Below are 18873 nucleotides of genomic sequence, written 5' to 3' on the forward strand. Positions count from 1 at the left end.
GTGAACTCCGGCATCGACAAACCGGGTTGAAACTGAATTCGATTCATGGCCATGGCGGTGCTCCCTGTGGTGACAGAGTGCAGGATAAGCCTCGCCGGGCTCACCCAGCGCGCCCGGCTGACGATCATTGCTAATCAGGAATACTTTTGTGGGAAATTTCAGCGCGTTCCTGCATGCTGCCTTGGGTCCACGGCAACCAGGAGCGGGCTTCGGTAATTGCCTTGGATCGTAGCCAAGCTTACGCAGTACGCGCAAGATTTCCTCTTCTTGAAACAGCTGTTGCAGCAGTGGCCTTCTGCTGGTTCCGGGAGTCTCCCTCGATACCTGCATATCAGGGTCGCCGCGGTCCATTGACGATGTGGCGGATGCCTCGTGCTCGGAATCTTTGTCTTGTGACTGCGCACTCTTCACATGGTCGCCACGCCTACGGATTTCCAAACCCAGTTTCTTGTGGAATCGAAAGCCATGCTTTCTCGCCCAATCCCACCACTCTTCTGGCGCTAGATTGCCAACATCGCTCCTTTCCGCTATCCGCTCCATGTTCCGTGCGCGATCCCTTGCCTTGGCGGTCTGATCACTTCCTTCGTCAAGGTTCTTGAACCGGTCAGGATCCAGGCCGCACAGCAACCGTGAAGCTTCTTGCGCTGTCCATCTCGGGAAGCTCAGCCAGTAGCGCCAGGAGATTGATCGCCCATTCAAGAGGGTTTCGCTAAATCCAGCCTTGAAATCAATCGCGGCGTCGATCTCGTCTTGGCTCGGTGGAATTTCGTCTTGAGCATCATCGCGATTGATCTCCTGTTCGGGATGGGGAAAATTGCTCTGCTGTCTTTGCTGAATGGCATCAAAATATGCTCCGGCGTCGAAGCCGAATCCTTCAAAGATCGCTTTTTTCAGGTCTTTCGGAATCAAGGGCTGGTAGTTCAGTTCTCGGTCGCCCGGACGCTCGTCGATCCAGAGGAGGTTGTGCGGAGAATAGGCACGGAGGAAAGCCCGCTCGAATTCATCTTTCCACAGGAAGGTGCCAGGAGGCAGCAACGGCACCGACTCAGCCAGCCAGATTGGGCGAGTCAGCGCGCGGTCATCGCTCATCCCCTTTAGTCTGGACTCGAGTCCCTTCAAACGGTCCTCAACGCCATCCCATTCCTTCGGCAGGATTTCCGCACAACGAGAGCCATCAACCAAATGGCAGGCCCGTATCCCCTCAAATCTTTTCAGCGAATCGTTGTAGGCGAGCGAACTGGCAACCACATCGGGCGACATCCACCAGCCTGTCACAAACGGAACAGCCCGAACAGGGATCGCCTCGCGCCCGTCAATGGTGACAATGACATTCATGTCGTGACTCTTTCGCACTCTTGGCAGATGCCGCGCCAGCCGTGTGAAGGTGCCCGGTTTTCGATTTGGCGATCTAGGAGCGGCAGAACCGCCTCAGGCGGCGGCGCCGAGCAGTGGTGCCCGCTGAACTCTGGGAGAGCCTGCCTGCCGAGCCCGCCAAAGATCGAAGGCGGCTTGTTGCGCCACCCATGCGTCAGCACGTCCACCGTTCTCCACGCCAAGCCAGCCTTCGAGCCGCAGGGCCATTTCCGGGGAGATCGCGGCGCGACCGTTCAGCACGCGCGAGAGGGCGGCGCGGGTCACGCCAAGTTGTGCGGCAGCGGCGGTAACGCTCAAGCCCAAGGCGGGTAGGACATCGTCGCGCAACGTCTCGCCGGGGTGTGCCGGGGCGTGCATCCTGCTCATGCGTTTTTCCTAGTGGTAGTCCAAATAATCAACCAGCACGGCGTCACCATCTTGAAAGGTGAAGGTCATGCGCCAATTGCCATTCACCGTGACCGACTGGAATCCGGCCAGATCGCCAGCGAGGGTATGCAATCGCCAGCCCGGCAAGTTCATGTCCTCCGGGCCCTTGGCGACATCCAGACGGGCCAGCAGGCGCCCCAGCTTCGGTGCATGGTGCGGCTGGATTCCGGCCTTGCTGCCTGTCTCGAAGAAGGCTTGCAGTCCTTTGTGCTGGAAACTCTTGATCACGACTCAGTGTATAGCGAAACGCTACAAGCATCAAGATGCGCGCTTGGCTTTCATCGCCACCACGTTGGACGTGCGCCTGCCCGTCTCGATTTCCTCAAGCCGCGCCTCCCAGGCCACGAGCGCAGCGCGCTTCTCGCCGGTGTAGCCATGCCGGTCGTAATGAGCCGCCTGCACGCCGCTGATCCCATGAGAAAGCAGTTGCGCGCGGGTGTCGCGGGATAGGCCCATGCTGGCCAACATGGTCTCTACGGTTCGGCGAACGTCGCGCAGGTCGAACGGTTCGCCACCCATGGCTGCACTGATCGCTGCGGCGCGCTTGCCTGGCGTCGTTTCCGCCATTTGCCGTAGGCCGTGCGTCGAGAACAACAGTGCCCACTCTCTTGCCTTGGCACGCTCTGCCAGCGCGGCTGCCAGCGCGGCGGCTCTTGGCGCCAGCGGTAGAACGTGTTCGCGGGGTATCGCGCGCCTTCCCTTGGCGTCCCACAAGCGCAAGGTCGCCTCGTCGGGGTTGTAATCGCTCACCTTGGCGCGCAGCAGCTGCGCCATGCGCTGCCCGCCGGCCAGGAGCGCGAGCAGCAGCGCCCTGTCGGCAATGTCGTCGCCCAGCGCGGCGAGATAGGTGCGCATCTCGTCGACGGAAAGGGTACGGTTTCCCGCGCGCACCGCGATAGCCGGAATTGCTTCGACCGGGTTGGCCTCGACTTCAAACGGAATCAGGGCGGCGGGCAGGCTGGCGTCGAACGGAGCTTTGCGGCCGGCGGTGAATGCGGCGCTCAGGTAGGCACGCAGCACGCCGGCGGTGCGCTCGTGGCCGGCCTCGCGTGTCTTGCGTACCATCGACGCCACTTGCAACGCGGTGACTTCGCGCGCAGGCAGCGCGGCAATGTCGGGGTGCGCATCGAAAACGTGCACCTTGAGGATTGATCGGGCTTGTCGTGCGCTTGGCTTGCCGCGCGAATCAAGAAGGGCGCAGTATGCCTCGCAGAGTGCTCGCAGCGTGTAACGTTGGCGCTTCTCCTGTTCGCGCTGGGCGGCTTCGGCCTCGGCGACCAGCGCGGCGGCTCGTGCCTCCTCTTCGGCGATCTTGCGGGCAGCGGCGGCGATGCGCTCGCGCTTCTCGGCACGCGGATCGGCGCCCTGGTCGATCATCGTTTGCAGCCGGCACGCCTCGGCGCGCGCGGCGGCGATCGTCCATGCGACAACAGAGCCTAGGTTGATGCGGACAACCTGTCCGTCCATCTTCGATTGGAAGAAGAATGCCTTGCTGCCTGCGGTAGCCCGCACAGCCAGCCGGGGCATGTCGGAATCCCACAAGAACGCTTGATGCTGGCCGGCCGGGCATGTGAAGGCGGTGATTCTAGGCAGTGTCAGGCGCTCGCGTCTCGTCGAGTCGTTCATCGGTCGGGTCCTCTGGAATCAGGGTGGTCAGATTTCGTGTACCCCCTGTGTACCCCGATGATAGCAACACCGATCAATTCGATGCAACTCTTGTTGCTTGATTAGTAACGGTTTATGCACGCGCTCCACGAACTCTGCGACGTCAGTCAACGCCGAAAAACGGCAAATTTGATGATTTGTAATCATCAGGTCGTGGTTCGATTCCGCGTGGGGGCACCGCGGGACAAGCATTTCGTCCGGAAGAGGAAGCTGGATGTCGGCTTGCGGCAGCCTTGCCTCGTTCCCTCTCACCAATTTCGTCGTCACCGCTACCCGGCTGGCTTTGTCGGACAGTGCGCCGGCCAGCAAGCCCGCTGTTGATCGAAACACAGTACGGTAGGGCTCGCCGGGCACCGCCAGAGAGGCACTGCCGGGAGAGGGCAAGGCGGTCAGGCACCCGGTCGAACCAGCTTTGCTCGTTGCCGTTGACCTAGGTCAGTACCGTCGACGATCGGGGTATTAAGCTGTTCCGATGGATTGCGATCCGCGATCGTTGCTGGAGACGGTTGTGACCGAGGGGTGTTTTGAAGCGATGGGTCTGGCGGCGTTGCTGCAGCCCGTCGTCGACCGTCATCGTCGCGACCCGCGGCAGTTGTTGCAAATTCTGCGTGCCGCGCAGGAGGTGCTCGGTTACCTGCCGGCGGTCGCGCTGACCGCCATCGCCGATGCCGTAGACCTGCCGCGCGCGCGTGTCGAGGGGGTTGCCGGTTTCTATTCCTTTCTCCATCTGACGCCGGTCGGTCGTTACCGCGTGCTCTTCTCGGACAACATCACCGACCGCATGCTGGGTAGCGGCGAGTTGCTGGATCGCCTGTGCAACAAATTGTGGATCGAGCGCGGCAAGGTCTCCGAGGACGGCCTGGTCAGCGTCGACACCACCTCGTGCACCGGCATGGGCGACCAGGGTCCGGCCCTGCTGGTCAATGGACGGCCAATGACCCGCATGTCGGCCGAACGCATCGACTGGATCAGCGAGTTGATCCGGGGGCAGGCGGCGCTGGATGACTGGCCCCGCGAGTTCTTTGTCGTGGACGACAACATTCAGCGCCGGGACGCCCTGCTCACAACCCGCTGGCCGGCTGGCGAGGCGCTGCGCACAGCGCTCGCGCGCGGCCGGAGCGCCATGCTGGCGGAGATGCAACGCGCCAATCTGCGCGGCCGTGGTGGCGCGGGATTTACCACGCATATCAAGTGGGAGTCAGCACGCCGGGCCACGACGCGTGGCGAGCGTGCCACCCGCTACGTCGTCTGTAATGCCGATGAGGGTGAACCGGGCACCTTCAAGGATCGCGTTCTGCTCGCCAGCTACGCCGACCTTGTGTTCGACGGCATGACGATCGCCGGTTTCACCATCGGTGCCGAGCAGGGGCTGCTCTACCTGCGCGGCGAATATGCCTGGTTGCTGCCGGCACTCGACGAAAACCTTGTACGCCGTCGTCGGGACGGACTCCTGGGAGGGCAGATCTGTGGGCAGGCTGACCTCAGCTTCGACATCGAGATCCATGTCGGCGCCGGCGCTTACGTCTGCGGCGAGGAGACCGCGTTGCTCGAGTCGCTCGAAGGCAAGCGCGGGGTGCCGCGGATCCGCCCGCCTTTCCCGGTTCACGCAGGCTATCTCGGCCAGCCGACGGTGGTGAACAATGTGGAAACGCTGTGCAAGGCGGCACTGATTGCGCTGCGTGGTGGCGACTGGTTCGCCGGCCTCGGCACCAAGCAGTCGACCGGAACCAAGCTGCTGTCGATCTCGGGGGACGTCGAGCGGCCCGGGGTTTACGAGTATCCCTTTGGTGTGTCGGTGAGCCAGGTGCTCAGCGACTGCGGTGCCGACAATGCGCAGGCCGTACAGGTTGGCGGACCTTCGGGAGCCTGCCTGGCGATGCACGAATTCATGCGCCGCATTGCCTTCGAGGACGTGCCGACGGCAGGTGCATTCATGGTTTTCGGGGCGCAGCGCGACATGTTCGAGGTGGCGCGCAATTTCAGCCACTTCTTCGCCCACGAGAGTTGCGGTTTCTGCACTCCCTGCCGGGTTGGCACCTCGCTGGTCGCCAACTGCATGGACAAGATCGCGAACGGTCATGGCTCGCAGTACGAAATCAACGAAATCTTCCGTATCCACCGCCTGTTGCATGCCGCCAGCCACTGCGGGCTCGGCCAGTCGGCCTGCAACCCGCTGCTCGACACCTTGACCAAGTTCCGCCCGGCCTACGAGCGACGTCTGCGTTCGCTCGATTTCGAGCCGGCCTTCGACCTTGATCAGGCATTGGCCGGTGCGCGTCAGATGACCGGTCGCGACGACCCGGCGGCACACTTCGGCCAGCCGGCAAGAATGCCGGGGGGCGAGCGATGAGACAGCCAAACATTCTGTTCGACGGACTGCCGCTTCCCTTCGCAGACGGCCAGACGATCATGGAAGCCGCGACGGCCGCCGGGATTTTCATTCCGCATCTGTGCCATCATCCCGACTTCAAGCCGCAGGGCAGCTGCAAGCTGTGTACGGTGAAGGCCAACGGACGCCATGTCTCGGCGTGCACGATGCCGGCAAAGGACGGCATGGAGGTCGAGAACAACTCGCCGGACCTCAACGACAAGCGACGAACGATGCTCCAGATGCTGTTCGTCGAAGGCAACCATTTCTGTCCTTCGTGCGAGAAAAGCGGCAACTGCATGCTGCAGGCACTGGCCTACGAGCTGGAAATGCTGACCCCGCATTTTCCGCATTTCTATCCCGACCGGCCGGTCGATGCCTCGCATCCACAGGTGCTGCTCGACTTCAACCGCTGCATCCTGTGCGAGCTTTGCGTGCGTGCCAGTCGTGACGTCGATGACAAGAACGTCTTCGCCCTTTCCGGACGGGGGATCAGGAAGCACCTGATCGTCAATGCCGAATCGGGACGGCTGGCCGATACGAGCTTCTCGCTCGGCGACAAAGCGGCGCATGTTTGCCCGGTTGGTGTGATTATCGAGAAGGGGCGTGGCTTCGCGCTACCGATCGGCCGCCGGCGCTACGATATCCAGCCAATCGGCATGGAGCTGGAGCGGGCCGCCCGATGCCGTGGCAGCGGGGAGGCGATCTGAAATGAATGCTGCCGTCGATCGGAAAAAGCCTCGACTTGCGACGACTTCGCTGGCCGGCTGCTTCGGCTGCCACACCTCATTGCTCGATATCGACGAGCGTCTGTTCGATCTGGTCGAACGGGTCGACTTCGACCGTTCGCCGCTCACCGACACCAAGCAGTGCGCTTCCTGCGACATTGGCTTGGTCGAGGGAGGCCTCTGCAATGCCGAAAATATCCTCGTGTTGCACGAGTTCCGGCGTAACTGCAAGTTGCTGGTCGCTCTCGGCGCCTGCGCGATCAACGGCGGTCTGCCGGCGCAGCGCAATCATCTCGACCTCGGGCAGTGCCTGCAGGAAGTCTATCTCACCGGCCCCGGGATCGTTGGCGGCCAGATCCCGAACGACCCGGAATTGCCGCTGCCACTGGACAAGGTGCGCCCGATCCATGAGGTGGTGCGCGTCGACTACTTCATACCCGGCTGTCCACCCTCCGGTGATGCAATCTGGAAATTCCTCACCGACCTGCTCGACGGACGCACACCGCGCCTGGGGTATCCACTGCTGCATTTCGACTGATCTCATACGAGCGGCCAGGCACCATGGAAGATCGAGGCTTTGCACTGGAAAGCGCGTCCGAGAGCAGCGGTCCCCTGCGCCGTGTGGCGATCGACCCGGTATCGCGCGTCGAGGGGCACGGCAAGGTCACGCTTCTGCTCGACGAGCACGATCAGGTGCAGCAGGCAAGGCTGCACATTGTCGAGTTTCGCGGTTTCGAGAAGTTCATCCAGGGTCGCCCCTATTGGGAGGTGCCGGTGATGGTGCAGCGCCTGTGCGGCATCTGTCCGGTCTCGCATCACCTGGCGGCGGCCAAGGCGCTCGACCACGTGGTCGGCGCCGACCGCCTGACACCGACTGCCGAGAAACTGCGCCGCCTGATGCACTACGGCCAGATCCTGCAGTCGCACGCGCTGCACTTCTTTCACCTCTCGTCGCCTGACCTGCTGTTCGGCTTTGCCAGCGAGGCCGGCCGGCGCAACATCGTCGGCATCGTCGCAGCGTATCCCGAAATTGCCAGACAGGGGGTCTTGCTGCGCAAGTTCGGTCAGGAAGTCATTCGACTGACTGCCGGCAAACGCGTGCATGGCACCGGTGCGATTCCGGGCGGAGTCAATCGTGCGCTGAGTCACCAGGAACGTGATGGGCTGCTGGCCGACATTTATCAGATCATTGCCTGGAGCCGCCAGGCGGTACAGCTCATCAAGCGCCTGCACCAGGCCGACCCGGCGCTCTACGACGAGTTCGGAAGCTGCCGCTCGAACATGGTGTCGCTGGTCGGTGGCGGCGGCGTGCTCGATTTCTACGATGGCCGCCTGCGCGCGCGCGACGCTGACGGCAGAATCATGGTCGACGGGGTACATGCACGCAATTACCCCGAACTGCTGCGCGAGGAAGTGAAGCCGTGGAGCTACATGAAGTTTCCCTTTCTTGCCGACCTCGGTCCGCAGGACGGCTGGTACAAGGTCGGTCCGCTGGCCCGCCTGCAGAACTGCGACTCGATTCCGACGCCGCTGGCCGAAGCCGAGCGTTGCGAGTTGATCGAGCATGGTCAGGGCATGGTCATCCATGCGCCGCTGGCCTATCATTGGGCGCGGATGATCGAGATGCTGCATGCTGCCGAGACACTCAGGGATCTGCTGCACGATGATGACCTGTCGGGCAGCGAGCTGGTCACCAGCGGCGCGCGCCAGCGCGAGGGGGTCGGGGTCATCGAGGCACCGCGCGGGACGCTCATTCATCATTACCGCGTCGGCGAAGACGACCTGGTGACAATGTGCAACCTGATCGTGTCGACCACCCACAACAACCAGGCGATGAACGAGGCGATTCGCCGGGTCGCCCGCCGTTATCTGAACGGTCGCCAGCTCGACGAGGGATTGCTCAACCATATCGAGGTGGCGATCCGCTGCTTCGATCCGTGCCTGTCCTGCGCCACGCATGCGCTCGGCAAGATGCCTCTGCAGCTCGAACTGATCGCTGCCACGGGGCAGCCGCTCGAACGTCTGGCTGCCCGGACCTGAACGGTAGGCTGCCGCTCGTGTCACGCGCACCGGTTGTCATTCTCGCCTGCGGCAATCCCAGCCGAGGTGACGACGCACTCGGACCATGGTTGCTCGAGCGTCTGCAGAACTGGCTGCTGGCGGCAGGGCTGGACGAGCGATTCGAGCTGATCGTTGATTTCCAGTGGCAGATCGAGCATGCGCTCGACCTCGCCGGAAGGCGTCTGGCGCTGTTCATCGACGCTGCACAGGGCACCCCCGCCCCCTTCGTCTTTTCGCGGCTGGACGCGGCCGACGCCCGCATCCCGAGCAGCCACGCCTTGCCGCCGGCAGCGCTGCTTGCCGTTCTCGCCCGCCTCGGCAACCAGGCAGCTCCACCGGCTTTTGTGCTCGCCGTGCGGGGCGACAAGTTCGAGCTGGGAGACGGGCTGAGTACCGGTGCGCGGCGCCACGCCGAGCAAGCCTTCGAGTTGCTGACGGAACTTTGCCTGGCGCCCTGGCCAGCGGCCTGGCGGCCGCTGTGCAGCCCATCGGTGGCGCCGGTGGAATGACTCTGACCGGCAAGAGCCAGCACGGTGATAGGAGGCAGGCCTTCCGGCCCGGACAGAATCGCAGTATCGGGATCCCCGGAATGGGGGCAGGTCAGGGTACGCCAACGCCCGAAGCACTGCGTGCGCACCCTTGGTTCATGCCGGTCGCCAGTCACGGCCAAACCCCGACTGGTCTGTGCGATCGCCCGAACAAGTCATCCGCTTGGATGAACCCCGCCACCTGCTCAGTGCGCCACCCGGTTGAGCAGATGCCCGGCCTGCTCAACGACGTGCCCAGCCGTGATGGCGAAGAGCTGGTACAGATCGGCCGCCGGCGCCGATTCTCCGAAGCGGTCGATGCCGATGACCGCACCGCTCGAGCCGACATACTTCCACCACAGATCAGGATGTGCCGCCTCGACGGCGAGTTTCGGGACGCCCGGCAGCAGCACTCCCTCGCGGTAGGCAGGCGTTTGCCGATCGAAAGCCTGAGTGCATGGCATGGCGACCACCCGTGCGGCAATGCCTGCCTTGCCCAGCGTGGCCTGCGCTTCGAGGACCAGGCTGAGTTCCGAGCCGGTGCCAATCAGGATGACCTGCGGCTTGTCGGCTTCCGCCTCACACAGAATGTAAGCGCCGCGCCGGATGTCGGCGATCTGCTCCGTGCTGCGTGACAGGGCCGGCAGATTCTGCCGCGACAGCAGGAAGCAGGAGGGGCCATCGCTCCGTTCCAGAGCGGCGATCCAGGCGACGGCCGTTTCCACCGCGTCGGACGGACGCCACACGTCGAGCCCGGGAATCAGGCGCAGCGAAGCCGCCTGCTCGATCGGCTGGTGCGTCGGGCCATCTTCACCCAGGCCGATCGAGTCGTGGGTGTACACCATCAAGTGGCGCTGCTTCATCAGTGCCGCCAAGCGAATGGCGTTGCGCGCGTAGTCGGAGAAGACCAGGAAAGTTGCGGTGTAGGGAATCAAACCGCCATGCAGGGCGATGCCGTTGGCGATCGCCGTCATGGCGAACTCGCGGACCCCGTAGTTGACGTAGTTGCCACCGGCTTCGCGATTGGCCGGACGGGTTCCGCTCCAGTTCGTCAGATTCGACCCGGTCAGGTCGGCGGAGCCGCCGAGCAATTCGGGCAAGGCCGGCGCCAGAGCCTCAATGACGTTTTGCGACGCCTTGCGCGTCGCGACGGCGGTGGTCTGGCCGGCCCACTGCCCGAGCAGGGCGGCAACGCGATCAGGCCAGTCGGCGGGCAGGTCACCCCGCATGCGGCGTGCGAACTCGGCAGCAAGTTCGGGGAAGGCGGTGCGATACGCGGCGAAAGCTTCTTCCCAGGCGTACTCGGCGGCCTCGCCTTTGCTGCGCGCGTCCCAGCCGGTACGTACATCGTCGGGAATCTCGAAAGGGCCAAACGGCCATTCGAGCTGGCGACGGGTATTGGCGATCTCGCCGGCGCCCAGCGGTGCACCGTGGACGTCGTGCGTTCCCCCCTTGTTGGGCGAACCGAAACCGATCATCGTCTTGCAGCAGATCAGCGTCGGCCGCCCGGTGGCAGTCTTGGCGACCCGGATGGCGGCTTCGATCGAATCGACGTCATGCCCGTCGCAGTGTGGCAGGACGCGCCAGCCATAGGCTGCGAAGCGCTTCGGGGTGTCGTCGGCAAACCACGGCTGCACGTGCCCATCGATCGAGATGTCGTTATCGTCGTAGAAGACGATCAGTTTGGACAGCGACAGACGCCCGGCCAGCGAGCACGCTTCGTGCGACACTCCTTCCATCAGACAGCCGTCGCCGACAAAGGCGTAGGTGTAGTGGTCCACCACCTTGTGATCCGGCCGGTTGAAGCTTTCCGCCAGCAGCCGCTCGGCGAGTGCCATGCCCACCGCATTGGCAAGACCTTGCCCCAGTGGTCCGGTGGTCGTTTCGACGCCCGGCGTGATGCCGAACTCGGGATGACCCGGCGTCTTCGAATGGAGCTGACGAAAACGTTGCAACTCGGTGATCGGCAGATCGTAGCCAGACAGGTGCAGCAGTGCGTAGATCAGCATCGAACCGTGCCCGTTGGAGAGCACGAAGCGGTCCCGGTTCGTCCAGCCGGGATTGGCCGGATTATGCTTCAGGTGACGACGCCAGAGTACCTCGGCGATGTCGGCCATGCCCATCGGCATGCCGGGATGACCCGAGTTCGCCGCCTGGACGGCGTCGATGGCGAGAAAGCGCAGTGCGTTGGCGCAGCGCCGGCGAAACTTGCGGGATTCGGTGGGCAAGGGGGGATCTCCTTGGGTCAGAGGGCGTGAAAAAGTCTCGGCTCGTCCGGGCATCTAGCGTGCGCGTCGCTTTTTGTCGATCAGTTGCAGGATCATCGGCGTGAAGATGATCTGCATGGCCAGGCCCATCTTGCCTCCCGGGCATACGATGATGTTCGGCCGCGACATGAACGAGTCGTGCAGCATGCTCAGGAGGTAGGAAAAATCGATCCCCCTGGGATTGGCGAAGCGGATCACCAGCATGCTCTCGTCCTGCGATGGGATGTCCTGGGCGATGAAGGGATTGGAGGTGTCGACGGTCGGCACGCGCTGAAAATTGACATGCGTCTTCGAGAATTGCGGGCAGATGTAGTTGATGTAGTCCGGCATGCGGCGCAGGATGGTATCCATCACCGCCTCGGTCGAATAGCCGCGCTGCGCCTTGTCGCGATGGAGCTTCTGGATCCATTCCAGGTTGATGATCGGCACCACACCAATGCACAGGTCAACATGGCGACCGAGATCGACCGCATCGGTCTTGACCGCAGCATGCAGTCCTTCGTAGAAGAGCAGATCGGTTCCCGCCGGCAGATCGGTCCATTCGGTAAAGGTGCCCGGTGGAGCACCATAGAGCCGCGCTTCGGCATCGTCATGCACGTAGTGACGACTCTTGCCGCGGCCAGTCTCGCCATAACCGCGGAACAAGTCTTCGAGTTCGCCCAGCAAGTTGGCCTCGGGTCCGAAATGGCTGAAATGGTGGTCGCCAGCGAGGCTTTTCTCGGCCATCTTTTCACGCATTCCCTGGCGATCGTAGCGGTGAAAGCTGTCGCCCTCGATGATCGCGGCGTTGAGCTTTTCGCGCCGGAAGATGTGTTGAAATGCTCGCGTGACCGACGTGGTGCCGGCACCGGAAGAGCCGGTGATTGCGATGACTGGATTCCTGATCGACATGTGCTGTGCCTCCGTGACTGAATGGGTGAGTTCGGCGCCGTTGCCCGCCAGCGCTCAATCGTCCCGGAACAGGGTCCGGGTCGAGAAGAGGGGCGAGCGGAATGGCTGGTCTTCGCCGGTTTCATATTCCCGGTGGTAGCGCTCGATGCGCTCGACCTCGTTGCGCGATCCGAGAATCACCGGCACCCGCTGGTGCAGACTGGTCGGCTGTACTTCGAGGATGTGTTCGCTACCGGTCGAAGCCAGACCGCCTGCCTGACCGACGATCATGGCCATCGGATTGGCTTCGTACATCAGTCGCAGGCGGCCGGGTCTGGACAGATCCTTGCTGTCGCGGGGGTACATGAAGACGCCACCGCGCATCAGGATACGATGCACCTCGGCAACCATCGATGCGACCCAGCGCATGTTGAAATCCTTCTCGCGAACGCCGGACTTGCCTGCCAGGCACTCGGCCACGTAGCGCTGAACCGGCGGTTCCCAGAAGCGCTCGTTCGAGGCGTTGATGGCAAACTCGCGGGTGTCCGGCGAAATCACCAGGTTGGGGTGAGTCAACAGGAATTCACCGATGTCGCGATCGAGGGTGAAGCCATGCGTGCCGTTGCCGACGGTCAGGACGAGCATCGTCGACGGACCGTAAAGTGCGTAGCCTGCGGCGACCTGGTGGTTGCCGGGCTGCAGAAAATCAGCCGCGCTCGGCGCCCCCCCACTACAATGGTCGGGGCAGCGCAACACGGAGAAGATGCTGCCGACCGACAGGTTGACGTCGATGTTGGACGATCCGTCGAGAGGATCGAACACCAGCAGGTACTTGCCGCAGGGATGCTCGGGCGAAATCGGATAGATGTCGTCCATTTCCTCCGAGGCCATCGCAGCCAGGTGTCCGCCCCATTCGCAGTGGTGGATGAAAGCCTGGTTGGCCAGCACGTCGAGTTTCTTCTGTGCCTCGCCCTGCACGTTTTCGCTGCCTTCATCGCCCAGTACCCCAGCCAGGGAACCACGCGACACACCTTGCGCAATGACCTTGCACGAGCGCACGACGTCACTGATGAGCATCGAGAAGTCGCCGACCAGCGTCGGATTGCGGCGCTGTTCCTCGATCAGGAATTTGTTAACGTTGGTTCGTCCACATAACATGGTGATACTCCAGGAGACAAGTTCTGGTCGGTGTAGGATTGGCTCCGATTCTAGCTGCCTGAAACAAAAACGCTAGTTAAACATTCTGTCTTTATTGTTTAATAAAAGATAATATATGAGAAACGCCACCATCCGCCAGTTGCAGATCTTCTCGGTCGCTGCCAGCCACCTCTCGTTTGCCAGGGCTGCAGAAAAGCTGCACCTGACGCATGCCGCCATCTCTCTGCAGATCAAGCAACTGGAGGATGTGAGCGGAACGCTGTTGTTCGAACGAATAGGCAAGCGTGTCTTCCTGACCGAAGCGGGAGAGATCCTGCTCAGCCATACGCGCCAGATCCTGCAGTCGCTGAAGGAAGCGGACGAAGCGCTGCTGGCGCTGAAGGGCTTGAAGGGCGGCCGGATTGCCGTTGCCGTGGCGAGCACCGCCGAGTACTTCGCACCGGGTCTGCTGGCCGAGTTCCGCAAGATTCAGGCCGATGTGCGTATCCGCCTGCTGATCGACAATCGTGACACGGTCAGTCGCCTGCTCGCCGGCAACGAGGTGGACCTGGCAATCATGGGTCGTCCGCCGGCCGAGCTCGACGCTGCCGCAGTGGCCTTCGCGCCGCACCCGCTGGTCATCATCGCCAGCCATGACCACCCGCTGGTCAGGTCACCCAGCCTCTCGGTGGAGGATCTGGCCGGTGAAACGCTGATCGTGCGCGAATCGGGATCGGGCACCCGCTCGGCAATGGAAGAGTTCTTCCAGGAGCATTCGGTCAAGCCGCGCATCGGCATGGAAATGGGCAGCAACGAAGCGATCAAGCAGGCGGTCGTCGCCGGGCTGGGCATCAGCTTCATTTCCCAGCACACCCTGGGCCTCGAACTGAGTGCCGGCCGGCTGTGCCTCCTCAAGGTCGAGGGAACGCCGGTGATGCGCCGCTGGCACATCGTTCGCCACAAGAACAAGCGGCTGACTCCCGCGCTCGCCGCATTCTGGGACTTCGTGCTGGAGTTTGCCCCCGCCTATCTGCGCAGACTGACCTGAGCCAGGCGGTGGGCCACCACTGCGTCAGGCGAAGCCGGTCTGCACCGGGTCGGTGATCGACACGCGTGGCGGTGCGCGATAAGCCGGAAAGACAATCCGGGCAACGCAGCCACCCTGGCCGCCGTCCGCCGCCTTGCGCAGATTTGGGCGCAGGCTGGCAGCCGCCCGATGGACCTCGGCAATCTCTCGGACGATCGCCAGCCCAAGGCCGCTGCCTTCACCATCCGTGCCCTCGACTCGATAGAAACGGTCGAAAACCTTGACGGCTTCCTCTTCGGAAATTCCGGGGCCGCTGTCCTCGATCTCGAGCACCGCGTAATCTCCCTGTGCGGCTACCCGCGCCGTCACCCGTCCGTCGGTTGGTGTGTAGCGCAGCGCGTTGTCAAGCAGATTGTTGATCATTTCGCTCAGCAGGAAGGCATTGCCCTGGATGAGCACGCTGCCGGCCGGCTCATAACCGAGATCGATGCATTTTTCGAGCGCCCGCATCACCCAGGTTTCGACCACATCACGCAGCAGATGGTCCAGATCGAGCGGTAGCAAAGCCTGCTGCGACTGGTCGCTCGCCTCGGCACGTGCCAGTGCAAGCAACTGATCAACCAGGTGCGAGGCGCGATCGGCACCGCTCAGGATCTGCCGCAGGGCATGCCGCAGTTCGGCCGGGTCGGTCTCGCGCATGGCCAGTTGCGCCTGGGTTTTCAGGCCGGTCAGCGGGGTCCGCATCTGGTGCGCTGCGTCGGCGATGAAACGTCGCTGCGCAGTGACGTTCTGCTGCATCCTGGCCAGCATGGAATTGAAGGCCTCGGTCAGTGGCCGAAGTTCCTCGGGAACGCGGCCGAGTGCAATCGGCGAGAGATCGGCTTCACGGCGTGCCTCGATGCGGTTGCGCAAACGGGTCAAGGGGCGCAGCCCCTGCGACAGGCCGAACCATACGAGGACCACCGCGAGCGGAATGATCACGAACTGTGGCAGGATGACGCTGGCGATGATCTTGTTGGCCAGTTGCGAACGTTTCTCCGTCGTTTCGCCGACCTCGATCAATACGCCACGCTCCGGCGAGGCCTCTGGCTGGTGGAGATAAAGATAGGCGACGCGCAGGGTCTGGCCACGGTATTCGTCATCGCGCAACAACACCTCGCTGTGCTCGTTTCCTGCCAGTTCGGCGGGGCTCTTCGGCAGTGGCAGTTCGGGGTCGCCGGCCAGCAACCTGCCTTCGCCATCCAGCAGGTGAAAGTAAACGTTGTCGATCTCGTCCGAGCGCAGAAAGATCTCCGCCAGACCCGGCAGTGCGAGGCGGGGCTGCCCGTCGATGAAACTCACCTGGCGTGAAATGGCCGCCACGTGTTCGCGCAGGGCCTGATCGTATGGAAAACTTGCCACATTGTTGGCGAAGTAGTGCGTCAACGCGATGCTGATCGGCCAGACGAACAGGAGGGGCGCCAGCATCCAGTCGAGAATCTCGCCGAACAGCGAACGCTGGGCGTCAGTGTTTGCTCTCGTCCGCAGGTTTCTCAAGGTAGTAGCCGAGCCCACGCACGGTAATGATGTTGACACCGGTTGATTCGAGCTTCTTGCGCAAGCGGTGAATATAGACCTCGATCGCGTTGTGGCTTACCTCCTCGCCCCAGCCGCAAAGATGATCGACCAGGTGGTCCTTGCTGACCAGACGTTTCGCCCGCAGCAAAAGAATCTCGAGGAGGCCGAGCTCGCGCGCCGACAGATCGAGTAGTTCGCCATGCACCAGAGCGCAGCGGTCGGTCTGGTCGAAAGTCAGCGGGCCGCACTCGATGAGTCGCGCGGTGCCCGAGGAGCGGCGGCTGAGTGCCCGTACCCGTGCCTCGAGCTCGGCCAGCTCGAAGGGCTTGGCCATGTAGTCGTCGGCACCGAGGTCGAGCCCCTTGACCCGGTCGTCGATCCCGTCCAGTGCGGTCAGAATCAACACCGGCGTGTTCGCCTTGCGGCCGCGCAAACGACGCAGCACATCGAGACCGGAGAGTTTCGGCAGGCCGATATCCAGGATCAGCAGATCGTAACTGTTGGTCAGCAATGCCGTATCGGCATCGATCCCGTTGTACGCGCAGTCGATGGCGTAGCCGCCCTGGCGCAATGATCGGCACAAGCCGTCAGCGATGATTCTGTCGTCCTCGGCGAGCAGAATACGCATTGCCTCAGGATTCCGGCGGGGCGCTCGTAAGGTGTCTGTAAGGCGCTCCTCTTAACCTGTCCATGCTGTTCTCCTTTTTATGGTCTTGGAGTTCCGGCTTCAGCCGAAACTCGGGGGGCGCCTGAATACTGCACCGGGCGCTCCCCGCCATCTTTTTGTCGGGAGAACAGCGGCGGCAGCTCGCAACACTCCATTGCGCTCGCGTTCCGGCCAATCATGCGCGCCGGTCCACCACCCGAGTGTAACAAAAATCACGACCGGACGTTTCCTCTGGCGAGTGCCTGTCGTTCTGCGCGGCAGCCCCTGATGCCGGTCCCAAGCAGCCTGAGGCGCGCGCCGGAAATGCTTCAGTGCGGCGGACGCCCGGCGCCGGCCAGCACGGTTTCTGCCAGCCTGACCCAATAAGCCACGCCCAGGGGCAGGACCTGGTCGTTGAAGTCGTAATGCGGATTGTGCAGGGTGCAGCCGCCCGAGCCGGGACCGTTCCCCAGCCAGACGTAACAGCCTGGCTTCTCGCGCAGCATGTAGGCAAAATCCTCGGCCCCCATCGAAGGCAGCTCACCCGTCCGCAGATTGTCGGACCCGAACAGCCGGCTGGCCACCTGCCGACAGACCTCAGTTTGCGCTGGATCGTTCACTGTTGGCGGATAGCGGTGATCGAAGCGGACCGCGATTTGTGCTCCGAAGGTGGCGGCAGTCCCGGCACACAGGCGCTCGACTGCGCGCTCGACCAGATCCTGCGTTTCGTCGTCGAATGTCCGAATCGTGCCGCGCACGACGGCGTCGTCCGGAATGACGTTCCACGCTTCGCCGGCGTGGATCTGCGTCACGCTGACCACTGCCGACTGACAGGGGTGTAGATTGCGCGCAACGATGGTCTGCAGGGCCAGTACCAGTTGGCTGGTGGCGACCAGCGTGTCGACTCCCTGATGCGGCATCGCCGCGTGGCAACCCTGCCCGCGCACGCTGATCTCGAAGGCACAGGTGCCGGCCATCACCGGTCCCGGCATGACGGCCATCTGTCCTACCGGAATGCCCGGCCAGTTGTGCAATCCGAATACCGCCTGCATGGGAAACTTTTCGAAAAGCCCGTCGCTGATCATTACCGCGGCGCCACCCTCCGATTCCTCGGCAGGCTGGAAGATGAAATAGATGGTGCCATCAACATCCAGCTCGTCGTGGTGTTCCGCCATGTAGCGCGCCGCTCCGAGCAGCATCGCCGTATGTCCATCGTGCCCGCAGGCATGCATTCGGCCAGGCTTGGTCGAACGGTGAGCAAACTCGTTCTTTTCCTGCAAAGGCAGGGCGTCCATGTCGGCCCGCAGGCCGATGGCACGCAGACTGTCGCCCTTGCGCAGAATGCCGACGATGCCGGTGGAGGCCAGACCACGGTCGATTTCCAGACCCAGGCTGGCCAGCTCGCGCGCCACCAGGTCAGCCGTTCGCATTTCGTCGAAGGCAAGTTCCGGATGGGCATGAATGTCGCGGCGAAGTGCGGTCAACCAGCTAAGAAACGGAATGTTCAATGCATTCATCAGTCGGGCCTGTCGCTCGGGATCTTCAGTTTATTCCACAGTAGCTTGCTCGTGCAGGGTGGCATCCGTTATGCTTGAAGGCATGCATCTCGTTCTCATCAGTGGCCTCTCCGGTTCCGGTAAATCGATCGCCCTCAAAGTGCTCGAGGACGCCAACTATTATTGCGTCGACAACCTGCCTTCGCAGTTGTTGCAGCAGTTGGTCGGACAACTCGACCTGCAGGGCTATGACAAGGTCGGCGTCGTGATCGACATCCGCGGTGGCGATAGCGTCGCCAGGCTTCCCCTGCAACTGGATGCCCTGCGCGAACAGGACCTCGATCTGCAGTTCCTGTTTCTCGATGCGCAGGACACAACCCTGATGAAACGCTACTCGGAAACCCGGCGCCGCCATCCTTTGGCCAGCGACCAACTGACCCTGACCGAAGCGATCGCCGAAGAGCGTGTTCGTCTGGCCGATCTGACCGCGCTCGGTCACCACATCGACACCAGCGGAGTCAAGCCCAGCGCACTCCGGGAATGGGTTCGCCAGTTCGTCAGCAGTGACGTTGCCAGCGATCCATGCCGTGGCCTGACCCTGCTCTTCGAATCGTTCGGCTTCAAGAACGGCATCCCGCTCGACGCCGACCTGGTGTTCGATGTCCGTTGCCTGCCCAATCCGCACTACGATCAGAACCTGCGGCCATTGACCGGGCGTGACGCC

At 62.7% G+C, this 18873-nt stretch carries 16 protein-coding genes and 1 pseudogene; 7 read left to right on the top strand and 10 right to left on the bottom strand.

Annotation, left to right across the window (positions count from 1 at the left end; all coding sequences use genetic code 11):
- The 4 genes and pseudogenes from JNK99_RS03665 to JNK99_RS03680 form a co-directional block, all read right to left on the bottom strand.
- Window positions 1–1335, bottom strand: a pseudogene (locus JNK99_RS03665) (hypothetical protein); the annotation flags it as partial.
- 93 nt (window positions 1336–1428) lie between these two features.
- A complete protein-coding gene (locus tag JNK99_RS03670; protein ID WP_291848769.1) occupies window positions 1429–1740 on the bottom strand; it encodes a HigA family addiction module antitoxin in 312 nt (103 codons plus the stop codon).
- Window positions 1741–1749: 9 nt separating this feature from the next.
- Window positions 1750–2028, bottom strand: coding sequence for a type II toxin-antitoxin system RelE/ParE family toxin (locus tag JNK99_RS03675; RefSeq protein ID WP_291848773.1), 279 nt, complete (start codon window positions 2026–2028; stop codon window positions 1750–1752).
- A gap of 30 nt (window positions 2029–2058) precedes the next feature.
- On the bottom strand, window positions 2059–3327 hold the full coding sequence (locus JNK99_RS03680) for an integrase family protein (protein ID WP_291848776.1): 1269 nt from the start codon (window positions 3325–3327) through the stop codon (window positions 2059–2061).
- A gap of 670 nt (window positions 3328–3997) precedes the next feature.
- On the opposite strand from JNK99_RS03680, the gene JNK99_RS03685 reads away from it, so the two are divergent.
- The 5 genes from JNK99_RS03685 to JNK99_RS03705 are packed head-to-tail and all read left to right on the top strand — an operon-like array spanning window position 3998 to window position 9131.
- Window positions 3998–5815: an NAD(P)H-dependent oxidoreductase subunit E gene (locus JNK99_RS03685; protein ID WP_291848816.1), complete on the top strand. Its 1818-nt coding sequence runs from the start codon at window positions 3998–4000 to the stop codon at window positions 5813–5815.
- The gene (locus JNK99_RS03690; protein WP_291848779.1) at window positions 5812–6543 is read left to right on the top strand and encodes a 2Fe-2S iron-sulfur cluster-binding protein; all 732 of its coding nucleotides are present in this window, start codon (window positions 5812–5814) and stop codon (window positions 6541–6543) included. Before JNK99_RS03685 ends, JNK99_RS03690 begins: the two co-directional genes overlap by 4 nt.
- Before the next feature lies 1 nt (window position 6544).
- On the top strand, window positions 6545–7099 hold the full coding sequence (locus tag JNK99_RS03695; protein ID WP_291848782.1) for an NADP oxidoreductase: 555 nt from the start codon (window positions 6545–6547) through the stop codon (window positions 7097–7099).
- 23 nt (window positions 7100–7122) lie between these two features.
- Window positions 7123–8601, top strand: coding sequence for a Ni/Fe hydrogenase subunit alpha (locus JNK99_RS03700; protein ID WP_291848785.1), 1479 nt, complete (start codon window positions 7123–7125; stop codon window positions 8599–8601).
- A gap of 17 nt (window positions 8602–8618) precedes the next feature.
- The gene (locus tag JNK99_RS03705; RefSeq protein ID WP_291848788.1) at window positions 8619–9131 is read left to right on the top strand and encodes a hydrogenase maturation protease; all 513 of its coding nucleotides are present in this window, start codon (window positions 8619–8621) and stop codon (window positions 9129–9131) included.
- A gap of 224 nt (window positions 9132–9355) precedes the next feature.
- Here JNK99_RS03705 and tkt read toward each other — a convergent pair whose 3' ends face one another.
- Genes tkt through JNK99_RS03720 form a run of 3 tightly spaced genes read right to left on the bottom strand, consistent with a single transcriptional unit; the run spans window position 9356 to window position 13444 of the window.
- Window positions 9356–11377 (bottom strand): transketolase, encoded by a 2022-nt coding sequence (gene tkt / locus JNK99_RS03710; RefSeq protein ID WP_291848791.1) that lies wholly within the window; start codon window positions 11375–11377, stop codon window positions 9356–9358.
- Window positions 11378–11431: 54 nt separating this feature from the next.
- Window positions 11432–12307 carry a phosphoribulokinase gene (locus tag JNK99_RS03715; protein ID WP_291848794.1) on the bottom strand — a complete coding sequence of 292 codons (876 nt, stop codon included), beginning with the start codon at window positions 12305–12307 and terminating at the stop codon, window positions 11432–11434.
- A 54-nt stretch (window positions 12308–12361) separates the two neighbouring features.
- A complete protein-coding gene (locus JNK99_RS03720) occupies window positions 12362–13444 on the bottom strand; it encodes a class 1 fructose-bisphosphatase (RefSeq protein ID WP_291848797.1) in 1083 nt (360 codons plus the stop codon).
- Between the two features lie 115 nt (window positions 13445–13559).
- Between JNK99_RS03720 and JNK99_RS03725 the strand changes: the two genes are divergently transcribed.
- The gene (locus JNK99_RS03725) at window positions 13560–14471 is read left to right on the top strand and encodes a LysR substrate-binding domain-containing protein (protein WP_291848800.1); all 912 of its coding nucleotides are present in this window, start codon (window positions 13560–13562) and stop codon (window positions 14469–14471) included.
- A 24-nt stretch (window positions 14472–14495) separates the two neighbouring features.
- Here JNK99_RS03725 and JNK99_RS03730 read toward each other — a convergent pair whose 3' ends face one another.
- The 3 genes from JNK99_RS03730 to JNK99_RS03740 form a co-directional block, all read right to left on the bottom strand.
- A complete protein-coding gene (locus tag JNK99_RS03730; RefSeq protein WP_291848804.1) occupies window positions 14496–15986 on the bottom strand; it encodes a sensor histidine kinase in 1491 nt (496 codons plus the stop codon).
- Window positions 15955–16635 carry a response regulator gene (locus JNK99_RS03735; RefSeq protein ID WP_291848806.1) on the bottom strand — a complete coding sequence of 227 codons (681 nt, stop codon included), beginning with the start codon at window positions 16633–16635 and terminating at the stop codon, window positions 15955–15957. The genes JNK99_RS03730 and JNK99_RS03735 overlap by 32 nt, the downstream gene beginning before the upstream one ends.
- A gap of 347 nt (window positions 16636–16982) precedes the next feature.
- The gene (locus tag JNK99_RS03740) at window positions 16983–18170 is read right to left on the bottom strand and encodes a M20 aminoacylase family protein (protein ID WP_291848809.1); all 1188 of its coding nucleotides are present in this window, start codon (window positions 18168–18170) and stop codon (window positions 16983–16985) included.
- 82 nt (window positions 18171–18252) lie between these two features.
- Here JNK99_RS03740 and rapZ point away from each other — a divergent pair.
- Window positions 18253–18873, top strand: a 621-nt coding sequence (gene rapZ / locus JNK99_RS03745) for an RNase adapter RapZ (RefSeq protein ID WP_291848813.1), incomplete at its 3' end; no start/stop codon positions are given.

The sequence above is a fragment of the Accumulibacter sp. genome (assembly GCF_016789985.1).
Lineage (GTDB): Bacteria > Pseudomonadota > Gammaproteobacteria > Burkholderiales > Rhodocyclaceae > Accumulibacter.

Excerpts from the sequence above, each read along its gene's own strand:
- JNK99_RS03670 (WP_291848769.1), bottom strand. The coding sequence starts at position 1,740 with ATGAGCAGGATGCACGCCCCGGCACACCCCGGCGAGACGTTGCGCGAC.
- JNK99_RS03680 (WP_291848776.1), bottom strand. The coding sequence starts at position 3,327 with ATGCCCCGGCTGGCTGTGCGGGCTACCGCAGGCAGCAAGGCATTCTTC.
- JNK99_RS03685 (WP_291848816.1), top strand. The coding sequence starts at position 3,998 with ATGGGTCTGGCGGCGTTGCTGCAGCCCGTCGTCGACCGTCATCGTCGC.
- JNK99_RS03690 (WP_291848779.1), top strand. The coding sequence starts at position 5,812 with ATGAGACAGCCAAACATTCTGTTCGACGGACTGCCGCTTCCCTTCGCA.
- JNK99_RS03695 (WP_291848782.1), top strand. The coding sequence starts at position 6,545 with ATGAATGCTGCCGTCGATCGGAAAAAGCCTCGACTTGCGACGACTTCG.
- JNK99_RS03700 (WP_291848785.1), top strand. The coding sequence starts at position 7,123 with ATGGAAGATCGAGGCTTTGCACTGGAAAGCGCGTCCGAGAGCAGCGGT.
- JNK99_RS03715 (WP_291848794.1), bottom strand. The coding sequence starts at position 12,307 with ATGTCGATCAGGAATCCAGTCATCGCAATCACCGGCTCTTCCGGTGCC.
- JNK99_RS03720 (WP_291848797.1), bottom strand. The coding sequence starts at position 13,444 with ATGTTATGTGGACGAACCAACGTTAACAAATTCCTGATCGAGGAACAG.
- JNK99_RS03725 (WP_291848800.1), top strand. The coding sequence starts at position 13,560 with ATGAGAAACGCCACCATCCGCCAGTTGCAGATCTTCTCGGTCGCTGCC.
- JNK99_RS03735 (WP_291848806.1), bottom strand. The coding sequence starts at position 16,635 with ATGCGTATTCTGCTCGCCGAGGACGACAGAATCATCGCTGACGGCTTG.
- JNK99_RS03740 (WP_291848809.1), bottom strand. The coding sequence starts at position 18,170 with ATGAATGCATTGAACATTCCGTTTCTTAGCTGGTTGACCGCACTTCGC.